Genomic DNA, 12,178 nt, shown 5'->3' on the forward strand with positions numbered 1-12,178 from the left:
GGGGAGTGGTGGTCAGGCGGCGCCGCTCATCCGTCGCTGCAACTCCCACAAGGACCGGAAGAGCCCCGGCTCCCGGGTGAGGTGGTCGTAGGTGCCCTCCTGCACGATGCGTCCCTCGTCCAGGACCACGATCCGGTCGGCGACGGCCACATTGGTGAGCCGGTGGGTGATCAGCAGGATGGCGCGGTCCTTGGCCAGTTCCCGCAGACCGGAGAAGATCCGGTGCTCAGCACGTGCGTCGAGGGCGGCCGTGGGTTCATCCATCACCAGCAGTGCCGCCTGCCGGTGGAAGGCGCGGGTGAGGACCAGGCGCTGCCACTGGCCGCCGGAGAGCTGCTGCCCGCCGAACCACTCGCTGGTCAGAAGGGTGTTCAGACCTGAGCGGAGTCCCGGCAGCATCTCCGCGGCGCCGGACGCCTCGCACGCGGCGAGCAGGGCCGCGTCGCTGGTGTCGCCCTGCCCGAAGGTGACGTTGTCGCGCATCGTCAGCGGCAGGTAGGTGAATTTCTGCGGGACCAGCGCGACGTGCTCCCATGCCCTCCACGGATCCAGGTCCGCCGTGGAGGCGTGGTCCCAGGCCACTTCGCCCTCGGTGGGCAGCAGCAGCCCGCACAGCAGGCGGGAGAGGGTCGTCTTGCCGGAGCCGTTCTCCCCGACCAGCGCCACGATCTCGCCGCGCCGCACGTGGAGGGAGACGCCGCTCAGGCTGTCCTTCGGGGCGCCGTCGTAGCGGTAGGTGACGTCGCGGACCTCGAAGCGCTCGGGGACCGCGGGCACGGTAGCGGTTCCGCGGGAGTCGGTCATGGCCTGGCCGTGGGCGTTGTCGAGGAAGTTCTGCCAGTCCTGCACGTACCAGCCGGTGCGCACCAGACGGGCCCCGCCGTTGATGATGCCGCGCACCGAGCCGGTGGCCGTCTGCAGGGCGAAGACGGCGCCGCCCCCGGCAGCCAGGCTCATCCGGCCCGAGGCCAGGAGCCACAGCAGGGCCGCCCAAACGGCGGCTGAGGCGATCCCTCCGGCGACCGCTCCGGCCAGGCCCATCCAGGCGCCGGTGTTCGCGGCCGTGCGTTCGGCCGCGTTCACCGAGGCGGCCAGTTTCCGGTAGCGGCCGATGAGGAAGGGGCCGGCCAGGCAGGCGCGCATCTCCTCGCTGGATTCCATGTAGGCCATGTGCCAGCGCAGTTTGCCCAGCATCCGGCGCCGCCCGGAGGTCTCCAGGGCGGCGAGGTAGAGCACACGGGCGGAACGGATGTATGCGGCGGCCTGAGGCAGGCACGCGAGGAAGAGAAGGGGAAGGAGCAGCGGGTGCAGGACGGTCAGGACGGCGGCGCCGGCCGCGAGCGTCGCGGTCGCCGCGAGGACGTCCTGGGCCTCGTCCACGAGGTCGGGGGTGACCTGGGCGCCGCGGTCGGCGATGTCGTAGGCGTCGTTGTAGCCCGGCTTGTTGCCCGCGGCCAGTTCCGCGCCGAGCGCGGCCTCGATCATCGTCAGCTCCGCGGCCCGGCCGAGTACCGGGCGCAGACGGCCGGTCAGCCAGACGACGGTGATGCCCAGCAGCGCGCGCAGTCCGGTGGCGGCTGCGATGACGGCCAGCTGCGGGGCGGCGTCCCACAGCCGCTCGGTGATGCCGCCCGAGGATACCAGCGCGGTGATCGTACCCGTGACGGCCAGGAGGCCGAGGGCTGCTAGGATGCCCGTTCCGATCTGGCAGACCAGCAGTCCGACGGTCGCGCCGCGGTCCACCCGCCAGGCCATCCGCAGTGAGCGCCGTACGAGCGAGGGCAGGCGCCGTGCCATGGTGCGGGTGGTCAGCAGGGAGCCGGCCTGGAGCCGCGACGGGTCGCGGTAGAGGTACTCCTCCTCTCGAACACCGGCCTCCTGCGGTTCGCCTTCCGGCGAGGTGCCCTTGGGTGGTTGTGGCGGCTGATCCTGCGTGAACGCCGAGGTCATCGTTCCCCCTGGGACGGTCGCTGTGGCGGAGTCGCGAGGTCTAACGACCGGGCTGCGATTTCGAACACACGTCATTCGGTCGTGCCGAGGACCCCCCTGTTTCCTGGGCCAGGGGACCCTGCGAGCGCGGGACCCCTGGTCTGGCTTGGGGCGGCTCCGGGCCGCACATGGCCGAAACGCCGACACTTCGAGAAACAAGCCGCGGGGACGTATCGTCGTGGTCGGCTCGGGCGAAGCTGGCCAGTGACATGACGGCGACCGGTCTGGTCAGCCAAACCGGTTTCACCGGTACACCGCTGGTGGCGCCCGCGCTGAGCGCCACCCACCATGACGACACCGCGTACGCCCTGCTCCTCCAGCAGGAGTGCCCCTCGTGGTGGTACGCACTCGAGCACGACGCCACCACCATCTGGGAACGCTGGGACAGCATGCTGCCGGACGGCACGGTCGACCCGGGTGAGACGACCTCCTTCAACCACTGCGCCCTCGGTGTGCTGCACCCCGTTTGCCTGGGCTTGCGCGGGGAGAGTGGGGTCAGGGCGAGACGGATGCGTCGTCACCGTTGGCGACGAACACCCGGACGTCCCAGGCACCGAGGTCCACCGGGGCGCCGGCAGGAACGAAGGCGTCGTCCAGGACGTCGGTCAGCTCGTGGGGGGCCGTGACCCTCGCCGGCTCCCAGCTCCAGTTGTGAATCACATGGACATGGCGGCCGTCCGTGGCCGTCCCGGTGGTGGCGGTGACGGACGGCGGGAGGTTGTGCCAACCGCTGCGTGCGGCGGGAGCCAGCCATCGGGCCAGGGCTTGGGCGAGGTGGCGTCCGGGGACCGTGCCGACGCAGGTGACCCGGCCCGCGCCGTGGCGGCGGGTGGTGACGGCAGGCCATCGGCCGAAGTGCGGATGGTCGTACGCGGCGAGCACCTCGGCGTCCGTGACGGTCAGCCCGTCGAGCCAGTTGGTCGCGGTCATGTCCTCGGCGAACTCGAGCGGGCTCCCCTCCGCCGCACGGACCGGCAGCTCACGCAGCAGGTTGCTGTACTCCTCGTACGTGGCTCCCGCGGCCTCCGCGAGACGTCCGGGAGCGGGCTCGTGCCGGGCCCGGGCCTCGTGGTCGGCATAGCCGGTCCGGGGGCCGAGCACCAGGTGGCCGCCTGCGTGGGCGTAGGCCACGAGCCAGTCCACGGTGGTGTCATGGGCGAGGTAAAGGGCAGTGACGATCAGGACCGGGTGGCGGCGCGCGGCCTCCTCGGGCGCCATGCCCTCGCGTTCGCCGCTCGGGTCGTGCAGCTGGCGGGCGTGGACGATGCGCACCTGGCGGTCTGCGTCGAAGGCGCCACGGTAGAAGGGGTCGAAGATGCGGTGGTAGGCGGCGGGGTCCGGTGCGCCGTCCGGCTTCGACAGCGGCGGGTACTTCTGCATCAGCCACTTGCTGGGCGTCGAGTACACCATGGTGATGTCGGCGTCCGGTTCGAGCCCGGCGACGAGTGAGCCTGCCTTGTCGAACTCGGCGCCCAGGCGGGCGATCTCGGCGTAGGCGCGGCCCGGTCGGCCGGAGTGCGGCAGCACGCCGCCCCAGTAGGTCTCGGCCCCGAAGCGCAGGGTCTGCCACTGCCAGTACTCGATCATCCGCGCGCCACGCGCCACGTGTGCCCAGGCGGCCTGCCGCCACTGTCCGTCGTAGCCGGGCCGGTTGTCCCAGGCGAAGCCGATGCTCTGGGCATTGGTCTCGGTGACCAGGAACGGCTCCTGGCGTGAGGAGAACATCCAGTCGGCGGTCTGGTACATCGCCCACACGCCGGTGGTCTTCCACATCTGCTCGTGGTCGCCGGGGGTCGGATCGGGCAGCAGCAGGCCGTCCTGCATGTCGTAGTAGGGGTTGCCGGAGGTGATGTCGAGGCGGTCGGAGAGTTCGTCGTCCTCCACGCCTTGGCGCGTGTAGGAGATGCAGGTGGTGACGAACTGTCCGGGGCGGGCGTACTCGCGGACGATGTCGGCCTGCCAGCCGATGAACTCGGTGACCTGCCGGGCCTGGAACTCCCGCCAGGAGACGTCGTACTGGGGCTGCTCGTTGCCGTCGGGCGTCCACAGGTCGGCCCAGGTGGAAAGGCGGTGCGACCAGTAGACCAGGCCCCACTCGCGGTTGAGGGTCTCGACGTCGCCGTACTTCTCCCGCAGGTGGTCGACGAAGCGCTCGAAGACACCGCGGTTGTGCAGCAGGTGCAGTCCGGGCTCGTTGTCCACCTGCCAGCCGATGATCGCCGGGTGGTCGGCGTACCGGGCCACGATCTTGCGGATCACCCGCTCGGCGTGGAACCGGAACGCCGGGTGAGTGATGTCCACTTCCTGGCGGGCACCCCAGCCCAGGCGCCGTCCGGTGGCGTTCTCGCCGGTGATCTCCGGGTACTGGCGGGCCAGCCACGGCGGCACGGCGTAGGTGGGGGTGCCGAGTACCACGGAGATGCCGCGTTCGTGGGCGCCGTCGAGGACCGGCTGGAGCCAGCCGAGGTCGAACCGTCCGTTCTCCGGCTCCCAGGTCGACCAGACCGACTCACCGACCCGGATGACGGTGAAGTGCGCGTCGACCATGAGGTCGAGGTCGGCCTTGAGCTGTTCGTCGGGCCGTATGCCGCCGTAGGCGGGCGTGTACTCGTGGTAGTACGCGGCACCGAACAGGACACGGGCGGGCAGGACCGCCATGGAGGAACCTCCAGTCGTGGGGGTGGGACGTGAACGTGTGTGTGTGCCCTACTGCTTGACGCTGCCGGCGGACAGACTGCTCTGCCAGACGACCTTGACCTTGATGGCCGGGTACTTGCTCTCGAAGAGGGGGACCTCCTTGTCGATGTTCGGGACCCAGGTCCAGAACGTCAGTTGGGTCGGGGTCTTCATGGCCTTGTCGATGCCGGCCTGGCCGACCGGCTTGGCGGCGGTGAGGAACAGCCGACGGCTCAGGGGAGAGGAGGCGAAGGATCTGGGCATGGTGAGCTCCCGTCTGTAGGCGCGGTGAGGGCATGCCTGCGACGGCATGCAGGACAGGGGAATGGTGGGGGGAAGAGAGACGACGACCAGAGATCGATGTCGGCGTAAGGGGGGGAGCACGTCCTCGTGGGCTGCTCCCTGCCGGCGGAACGGTGGAGGACCGAACGCCGGGGACGGCGACGGAGCGGGCAGTGCCGGCTCGGCGAGAAGGGCGGCGCGGGCCTCCGGCACGCTGAGCGGTGGGGCGCGGCCGGGAAGGGGTGCAGAGGGCCGGCGGTCGGCAAGGCCGCTGGTCGCGGGATCACTTGGGTGGGCTACGAGGTGGTTCGCTCGGGCCGGCTCGTGCTGATCAGGGGTGGTCGGATAAACCTCCGTCCGCCGGCGCCCCGGTGCGCGGGACGTTGCGGGGACGGGTGGCGGTGCGGCGTCCGCGGCTCAGGGGCGTCCGGGACGGCGCGGGCGCGGTAGAGGCGCGCAGGACGAGGTCGACGGGTGGGTCGTGCGCCGGAGGCAGATCCACGTCGGGCTTCTCGATGGCGTGCACGAGCAGTCTGAGACCTTCCTGGGCCACCGGGTCGAAGGGCTGACGCATCGTGGTCAGGGGAGGGGTCACGTAGGCGGCGACCGGAGTGTCGTCGAAACCGATGACACTGACATCGTCCGGCACCCGGCGCCCGGCTTCCACGAGCGCACGCATCAGCCCGATGGCCATGTCGTCGTTCGCGGCGAACACCGCGGTCACGTCAGCGTCGGCGGCCAGTTCACGGCCCGCCGCGTAACCGGACGCGGCCGACCAGTCGCCCTCGACGACGGGCGGCTGGTCACAGCCTCGGTCGGCCAGAGCCGCGCGCCATCCCGCGAGGCGATCCCTGGCGGCATACCACCGCTGCGGACCGGCGAGGTGATGGACGGTCGCGTGTCCGAGATCCAGGAGATGCTCGGTGGCCGCCCGGGCCAGCAGGTCGGCGCCGACCCCCGCGCACAGGGTGCGTGCGGCTCCGAAGGGCGCGGGTGCGCCGAGGACGAGGACCGGCACGTCCACACCGGCCCAGACCGTTCCCTCGTCCGCTTCCTCGTCGATCGGCTCGGAGATGACGATGCCGTCCACTCCCTGATTGAGGAGGAAGTCGATGGCTCCGGCGATGCCGCCGGGATCGCCTTCGAGGGTGTAGACCACCCGGAGGGCGTAGCCCGTGTCCCGGGCGGCCCGCTCGATGCCGATGAGCAGTGACGCGGGCCCGTACAGAGCGGTCCCGAGCGACACCACACCGATCGAGCGGGTTCGTCCGGAGGCCAGCGCCCGGGCCGCGTGGTTCAGCCGGTAGCCCAGTTCCTCAGCCGCTTCGAGGACGCGCCTGCGCACCTCGGCGGAGACGTACGCCTCGTTGTTGAAGACCCTCGACACCGTCTTCTGCGACACCCCGGCCAGTCGTGCCACATCCACGCTCCGAGGCGCGCCGGAACTCCCGGCCCGTCCTTGTGTTGGCGTCATCGTGTCTCCCGGTGGCCAATGTCCTCGACAGGGGGATTTCCGTCTGACGGCGCAGCCATGTCTACGCAGTCAGACGGTGTCCGTCAAGAGCCTGGAACGTATTCGTGATGCCGCGCCGGCCAGGCCGGGAACACCTCTTCCGGTGAGGCGAGAAATGCGGGCGGAGCTCTTGACACTCCTTGCCTGACTGCGTAGACATGACTGCGCAGTCGGGCACACGGACGTCCGTCAGACGCCGGGCGCCGGTCACGGACCCGGGCGAGGCTTCGACCGAGCAGCCCGATCGCTGGCTGGGTGTCGACGCCGAGCCGAACGCACCGGTCGGCCCCGCCGTGCTGGACACGATCGCGAGCCCCGCCGAACTGATCCACCTCGCGGCTCTGGGCCGGTTGCCAGGAGCGCTCGTCCGCTGGGACCGGCTGCTGTGCAGCGCCAAGGAGTCGCTCTACAAAGCCTGGTTCCCGATGGCGGGCTGCCTGCTCGACTTCCTCGACGCGGAGGTGGAGTTGCGCGCCTGCGGCACCTTCACGGCACGCGTGCTCACCGCACCGCCGCTGTCCCCCGCCGCTATGAGGGCCGCTGGCTGCTTGCGGACGGCTTCCTGCGCACGTCGGTGGCGAAGTGAACAAACAGCCCCAACACTCCGCTCAGGCCGCCAAGTTGATCCTTGCGGACCATTTCGCCCGTACGCTTTCCCTCTCGTAGGCGAGCGGGACCGACCACGACACGAAGGAGTGACGGGCATGCGGCGTATCGACGTGGCGGAACGACGGGCCCGGCTCGGCATACGGCACCGGCTGGCGGTCGCCGCCCGCGCGAAGGGCCCGGTCGAGGTGGCAGGCGACCTCGTCGCGCTGCACAGCACCGACCCGTCCTCCGTGTACCTCGCCACCTGGGCGCGGACGAACGGCGGTTCTGTGCGGGACGTGGAACGCGCCCTCTACGAGGACCGCTCCCTCATCCGCCTGCTCGGCATGCGCCGCACCGTCTTCGTGACCACCCTCGACGTGGCCCCGGTGATGCAGGCCGCCTGCTCGAAGGCGGTGGCCGCGCGCGAACGCCGCAAGCTCCTGGGGTTCCTGGCCGCGTCCAAGGTCGCGCACGACGACGCGGGGGTCCGCGCATGGCTCGCCGAGACGGAGGACATCGCCGTACGCGCGCTCGCCGCGCGCGGCGAGGCGACGGCCGCCGAACTCGCCGGCGACGACCCCCACCTCAGTACGACGGTGGTCCTCGCGGCGGGCAAGAACTACGAGGGCACGCAGAAGGTCGCGAGCAGACTGCTGCTCCTACTCGCCGCCGAGGGCCGCGTAGTGCGAGGCCGGCCGCGCGGCTCCTGGACCTCACACCAGTACCGCTGGGCACCGCTGGCCGACTGGTCACCCGGCGGCCTCGCCGAGTTGGACACCCACGAAGCGGAGGAAGAACTGGCCCGGCGCTGGCTGCGCGCCTACGGTCCGGCCACGGCGGACGACCTGCGGTGGTGGGCGGGGTGGACCAAGACACAGGTCAAGCGCGTGCTGACGGCACTCGAGCCGATCGAAGTCGATCTCGGGGGCGGCACGACGGGTCTGCTCCTGCCCGACGACCTGGAGGAGACCGAGCCGCCGGAGCCGTGGGCCGCACTCCTGCCGGCGCTCGACTCCACACCCATGGGCTGGCACGAACGCGACTGGTTCCTCGGCGACCATGGCCCGCGCCTCTTCGACCGGGCCGGGAACATCGGCCCCTCGCTGTGGTGGGACGGCCGCATCGTCGGCGGTTGGGCCCAGGACAGCAAGGGTGAGATCGTGTGCCGCTTCCTGGAGGACGTCGGCGCGGACGCCGAGGCGGCGGTGCGCGCGGAGGCGGAACGCCTCGCGATCCCCCTGGGCGACGTCAGACTGAGCGCCCGCACTCGGGGGCGTACGTGGCTGGAGGATGAGCTGGCGGGGTAGCGCCAGGGAGGCGAGAACGAGGTGGGGTCCCGGCCGGCGCGGCCCCACCCGCTTCGAGTCGCGGCCGGAGCGGAGCGCTGAGCCTCGGGCGGCCGCAGGCATACCGGCAAGTGCCAGTGCTGCTCAGGGCAGGGAGCGGACGTAACTCCGTTACGGGGACGGCGAGCTCCATGGCGTCGTCTCACTGCATCCGTACCTGTCGGGTTCACGCGATCACCCGACTGGCCGTCCTGCGACGACCGTCCCCGTAAGCGAATCAGCTCCGGGGACCAGCATCGCCTGGGGGGCGCCCTGCAGTCGAGCCGGCGTGGCGCCGGGCTCCGCCTCGGCGACACACCGGTTCACCGCCCATGATGACCCGTCAGAGAAGTCAGCATCGGGTCAGCATTCGTCCGGCCGAAGCTGCCTTGCGTTTTACCAGTTCAGCGCACCCTTCCCCGTGGCTTCAGCGAAACCGCCGGCAGTGCCGGCGCGGGCAGCGGGGCCCCGTCGTAGCCCTTCACCTCGCCGAAACGTGCCCCCTCCATCCAGTCCTCGCGCGCCTGCTCGATCTCCGCCTGGGTACGCCCGACGAAGTTCCACCACATATCGAGCTTCGTCGGCCTTTCCGCAGGTCAATGACCTTCGAGACCACTCCCGGTCAGCAAACCGTCAGCATCAGTGGCGAGGGAGTGCTTGGCCGTGGTCCGAGGTTCGTTGGTTCGTGGGATGGGGTCGTTCTTCAAGGAGTGCGAGCATCCACGGTCGCGGTGGTCGAAGTGCCCCCACCCCTACAAGATCAGGTACCGCTCGGCGACCGGGAAACAGGGGGAGGAGTCGGGGTTCGCCGACCGGGACACGGCCATCGCTCGATTGACGGAGATCTACAACGAGAAGAAGGCGGCGCCGCAGTCTCAGTCGAAGACGGAACGCATCCAGAAGTACGGGACGATGCGGTTCGAGGAGTACGTCGAAGAGTGGAAGGCGGGACAGCGCCACCTTGCCGCCGCCTCGATACTTCACCTCGACTCCCTCCTGGAGCACCACCTCTACCCAGCGCTCGGCAGCCGACGGATGAACTCCTTCGACCACAAGGTGGTCGACGGCTTCATCCGCACGATGGAACGCAATGGTGTCGGCCTGGCCACCCAGTCCAACGCCTTCGACAAGCTGCGCTCGATCCTCCTCGATGCGCAGAGGCTCGGCATCTTCCCCGACAACCCCGTGGCGGGCGTCAAGCCGCCGCAGTACGACCCCGCGCGAGCCGTCATCCCGTCCCTCGAACAGTTGCGTGGGATACGCGACGCAGGCGATGACGCGTTCATGTTGATCATCGACCTGATGAGCGGCTGTGGACTGCGGAACGGCGAGGCGGCGGCCGTGAACATCAACAACATCGTTGCTGACGACGTGTACCGGGTAACCGAGCAGGCCGTCATGTCCACCCGCCAGTACGGACCGCTGAAGCACCGGAAGGCGGGAGAGTACCGGGATGTTCCGCTTCCGGCCCAGGTACGGGAGACGATCGAGTGGTACGCCGAGACGTACGGAACGATCGACGGCTACTTGCTGCGGCAGCAGAGCGACCCCAGCAAGCCGTATCCGCATTGGGGGATGGAGAACCAATGGCGGCGGATCAGGGCGGCCGGCGAGGTGGACGTTCCGGCGGGGATGGTGCTCTACGGGAACCGCCACTTCTTCGCGTCGAACTGCCTGAGCAACGGCATCCCGATCACAGACGTCGCAGAGTGGATGGGGCACAAGAGTCTCGACGTGACGTTCAAGATCTACCGGCACCTCATGCCCGGCTCGATCAGCGCAGCCGCCAAGGTGCTCAACCTCAACCTCGCTGCTTGAGCGAAGGTCCGCCGCACCCGTCCGGGGCCGCATCTTTCAGATGCGGCCCCCTCCCATGGGCAACGTCTGTCCGATTTCGGCGCGCCGATCAGTGCCACGGCAAGCGTTGAGGGCGGGCAGGCATGGTCACCACGGGCGCTCAATCCCACATCCACACGTCGATACCTCGGTAGCCGCATGCCACCGCCATGAAGCTTCTCCAGGGGGTTATGGCCCCACAGAAGTCCTCCCGACAACTCCTGCCGAGTGCGGGTCCAGCTCGGCGGATCCGCGCCTCCGTAACGCTCCACGGGGCGCCGCGGTCCTCGCCTGGGGCTACGCGGCGAGGTCCAAGTTGAGGACCTTCGCGGCAGTGGTGATCGAACCGGGCATGAGGTGACGGTAGATCTTGAAAGTGATGTCGATGTTCTTGTGTCCCATCCATTCGGCGACGTCAGTGATCGGAACGCCGTGGGTCAGGCAGTTTGAAGCGAAGAAGTGCCGGAAGCTGTAGATCACCATTCCCTGCGGGATGTCAACTCCCCTGTTTGCTTTAATGTGTCGCCATTGGTTGCTGAGACAGTAGTGAGGGAAGGGCCGGGACGGATCGCTCGGGTGGCGCAGCAGATAGCCGTCGACAGTTCCGTACTTTTCGGCGTACCGCGGAATGGTCTCCCTAACGTGGGTCGGCAGGGGCACGTCACGGTACTCATTCTGCTTGCGATGCTTGAGCTGTGCGTACTTTCCAGTCGTCTGGTTGACCTGTTCAGAGACCCGGTAGACATCGTCGGCCACGATGTTGCGGAGATTGACTGCGGCTGCCTCTCCATTACGCAGGCCACAGCCGCTCATCATGTCCGCGATCAGTTGGAAACGGTCGTCGCCGGCAACGCGTATTCGGCGCAACTGCTCCGGTGAGGGGATGACCGCACGCTTGGGATCGTACTGCGGCGCCTTTACGCCCCTGAGGGGCATGCCATCGAACACGCCCAATCGGTGGGCGTCGAGCAGAACTGCTTTGAGCTTGTCGAAGGCGTTGGACTGGGTGGCCAGCCCGATGCCACTGCGTTCCATGGCCTGGATGAAGCCCTCGACGACTTTGTGGTCGAATGTGTTCATCCGTCGGCTGCCGAGCGCCGGGTAGATGTGGTGCTGTAGCAGGGAGTCCAGATGACGTACTGAGGCTGGTCCGAGGTCTCGCTGGCTGTCCTTCCACTCGTTGGTGTAGTCCTCGAGGCGCATTGCACCGTAGGCGGCGATCCGATCCGCCTTGGCGCGGCTTCGCGAGCCCGAAGCTGTTTTTTCGTTGTAAATCTCCGTCAAACGCCCGATGGCTTTGTTCTGAGTTGCGAACCCCGACTCCTGTACCTGTTTTCCGGCCACAGACCGGTACCGGATCTTATAGAGGTGGGGGCACTTCGACCACTGTGATCGCGGATGCTCACAGTCCTTGAAGAGTGAACCCATCCCACGAACCAACGAACGAGACACAGAAAAAGACTTTCAATCATGGGGGTAACAAGGTCTTGGGTCGCAATGTGCCGACTCGTCGATGGAATCCGCACATGCCGTTTCGCTATGTGACGCGCTGCTGCCTGACCCATGCTTCGACTTCTGAAACCTTGAATCGGATTTTAGCGTTGCGGCCTGCTCCAAACCGATAAGCAGCGAGCCCTGAGTGCGTTGCATTCCTGTAGATCCAAGAAACGGATACGTGCAGATATTCAGCTATTTCTCGCACACTCATGAACTGCGCTGTCATAACCCCTCAAAGTGGCGGTGACACACTTTTGCGGCCGCACTGCGCTCTCGTAAGCGGCTGCGCGTTGAGGTTCAATCATCCGGCCGATCGCCGGTTTGGCTAATACTGCAGCCGCAGTTGCCGTGACCGGCGGTCCGGACTCTCGTTCGACTGTGCATGGGTGGGGACGTCACGATTGACGAGGTGCACCGCTGGGCGGCTGGTCTGGACGCGCTGCACGCTCGGATCGGTGGGTATTTCCGC

General features: G+C 68.4%; 7 protein-coding genes and 4 pseudogenes. 4 read left to right on the top strand and 7 right to left on the bottom strand.

Going from position 1 to position 12,178, the window contains the following annotated elements:
- Window positions 1–12 precede the first annotated feature (12 nt).
- The gene (locus tag ACFYZQ_RS32635; RefSeq protein ID WP_389155649.1) at window positions 13–1,950 is read right to left on the bottom strand and encodes an ATP-binding cassette domain-containing protein; all 1,938 of its coding nucleotides are present in this window, start codon (window positions 1,948–1,950) and stop codon (window positions 13–15) included.
- A gap of 167 nt (window positions 1,951–2,117) precedes the next feature.
- Between ACFYZQ_RS32635 and ACFYZQ_RS32640 the strand changes: the two are divergent.
- Window positions 2,118–2,432: pseudogene (locus tag ACFYZQ_RS32640) on the top strand (hypothetical protein); the annotation flags it as partial.
- 52 nt (window positions 2,433–2,484) lie between these two features.
- On the opposite strand, the gene ACFYZQ_RS32645 reads toward ACFYZQ_RS32640, so the two are convergent.
- The 3 genes and pseudogenes from ACFYZQ_RS32645 to ACFYZQ_RS32655 all read right to left on the bottom strand — a co-directional run bounded on the left by ACFYZQ_RS32645 (window position 2,485) and on the right by ACFYZQ_RS32655 (window position 6,373).
- Complete coding sequence (locus tag ACFYZQ_RS32645) at window positions 2,485–4,647, bottom strand: beta-galactosidase (protein ID WP_389155652.1); 2,163 nt, start codon at window positions 4,645–4,647, stop codon at window positions 2,485–2,487.
- An 87-nt stretch (window positions 4,648–4,734) separates the two neighbouring features.
- Window positions 4,735–4,929: pseudogene (locus ACFYZQ_RS32650) on the bottom strand (sugar ABC transporter substrate-binding protein); the annotation flags it as partial.
- 349 nt (window positions 4,930–5,278) lie between these two features.
- A complete protein-coding gene (locus ACFYZQ_RS32655) occupies window positions 5,279–6,373 on the bottom strand; it encodes a LacI family DNA-binding transcriptional regulator (protein WP_389155655.1) in 1,095 nt (364 codons plus the stop codon).
- Window positions 6,374–6,618: 245 nt separating this feature from the next.
- Between ACFYZQ_RS32655 and ACFYZQ_RS32660 the strand changes: the two are divergent.
- A pseudogene (locus ACFYZQ_RS32660) lies at window positions 6,619–6,960 on the top strand (4'-phosphopantetheinyl transferase superfamily protein); the annotation flags it as partial.
- Window positions 6,961–7,164: 204 nt separating this feature from the next.
- Window positions 7,165–8,358 carry a winged helix DNA-binding domain-containing protein gene (locus tag ACFYZQ_RS32665; protein ID WP_389155681.1) on the top strand — a complete coding sequence of 398 codons (1,194 nt, stop codon included), beginning with the start codon at window positions 7,165–7,167 and terminating at the stop codon, window positions 8,356–8,358.
- Between the two features lie 422 nt (window positions 8,359–8,780).
- On the opposite strand, the pseudogene ACFYZQ_RS32670 reads toward ACFYZQ_RS32665, so the two are convergent.
- Window positions 8,781–8,954, bottom strand: a pseudogene (locus tag ACFYZQ_RS32670) (pirin-like C-terminal cupin domain-containing protein); the annotation flags it as partial.
- 112 nt (window positions 8,955–9,066) lie between these two features.
- On the opposite strand from ACFYZQ_RS32670, the gene ACFYZQ_RS32675 reads away from it, so the two are divergent.
- Window positions 9,067–10,194 (top strand): tyrosine-type recombinase/integrase, encoded by a 1,128-nt coding sequence (locus tag ACFYZQ_RS32675; RefSeq protein WP_389155658.1) that lies wholly within the window; start codon window positions 9,067–9,069, stop codon window positions 10,192–10,194.
- A gap of 315 nt (window positions 10,195–10,509) precedes the next feature.
- On the opposite strand, the gene ACFYZQ_RS32680 is transcribed toward ACFYZQ_RS32675, so the two are convergent.
- Window positions 10,510–11,556, bottom strand: coding sequence for a tyrosine-type recombinase/integrase (locus ACFYZQ_RS32680; RefSeq protein WP_389155661.1), 1,047 nt, complete (start codon window positions 11,554–11,556; stop codon window positions 10,510–10,512).
- A 193-nt stretch (window positions 11,557–11,749) separates the two neighbouring features.
- Window positions 11,750–11,935, bottom strand: a complete 186-nt coding sequence (locus tag ACFYZQ_RS32685; RefSeq protein ID WP_389155664.1) for a helix-turn-helix domain-containing protein — start codon at window positions 11,933–11,935, stop codon at window positions 11,750–11,752.
- Between the last annotated feature and the right edge of the window lie 243 nt (window positions 11,936–12,178).

The sequence above is a fragment of the Streptomyces sp. NPDC001843 genome (assembly GCF_042891955.1).
Classification (GTDB): Bacteria; Actinomycetota; Actinomycetes; order Streptomycetales; family Streptomycetaceae; genus Streptomyces.

What these genes read in the sequence shown, in the direction of transcription:
- ACFYZQ_RS32635 (WP_389155649.1), bottom strand. Translation starts at nt 1,950, where the DNA reads ATGACCTCGGCGTTCACGCAGGATCAGCCGCCACAACCACCCAAGGGC.
- ACFYZQ_RS32645 (WP_389155652.1), bottom strand. Translation starts at nt 4,647, where the DNA reads ATGGCGGTCCTGCCCGCCCGTGTCCTGTTCGGTGCCGCGTACTACCAC.
- ACFYZQ_RS32665 (WP_389155681.1), top strand. Translation starts at nt 7,165, where the DNA reads ATGCGGCGTATCGACGTGGCGGAACGACGGGCCCGGCTCGGCATACGG.
- ACFYZQ_RS32675 (WP_389155658.1), top strand. Translation starts at nt 9,067, where the DNA reads ATGGGGTCGTTCTTCAAGGAGTGCGAGCATCCACGGTCGCGGTGGTCG.
- ACFYZQ_RS32685 (WP_389155664.1), bottom strand. Translation starts at nt 11,935, where the DNA reads ATGACAGCGCAGTTCATGAGTGTGCGAGAAATAGCTGAATATCTGCAC.